Origin of the sequence: Psychrobacter sp. 16-MNA-CIBAN-0192, from assembly GCF_040309565.1 — a bacterium.
Taxonomy (GTDB): Bacteria; Pseudomonadota; Gammaproteobacteria; order Pseudomonadales; family Moraxellaceae; genus Psychrobacter.
In genome coordinates this window covers 1-236 of sequence record NZ_JBEOOX010000725.1, presented here as the reverse complement: position 1 = coordinate 236, position 236 = coordinate 1, and the positions used below count along the sequence as shown (strand labels likewise).

The window sequence follows — 236 nt, the reverse complement described above, 5'->3', positions numbered from 1 at the left end:
TCGGGTGCTGTATAGCCGCCGGTGGTCGTAGTGCGTGATTGGTGCGTGGGGCGTGTTGGCTGGTGGGCCGCCCCCCCCCCCCCCCCCCCCCCCCCCCCCCCACGACCCCCCCCCCCCCCCCCCCCCCCCCCCCCCCCCGCCCCCCCCCCCCCCCCCCGCGCCCCCCCCCCCCACCCCCCCCCCCGGCCCCCCCCCCCCTCCCCGCCCCCGCGCGCGCCCGCCTCGCGCCGCCACGG

General features: G+C 87.7%; 1 protein-coding gene. It reads right to left on the bottom strand.

The window, feature by feature from the left end; translation table 11 throughout:
* Positions 1-236, bottom strand: a 236-nt coding sequence (locus AAEY78_RS15000) for a hypothetical protein (protein ID WP_352340299.1), incomplete at both ends; no start/stop codon positions are given.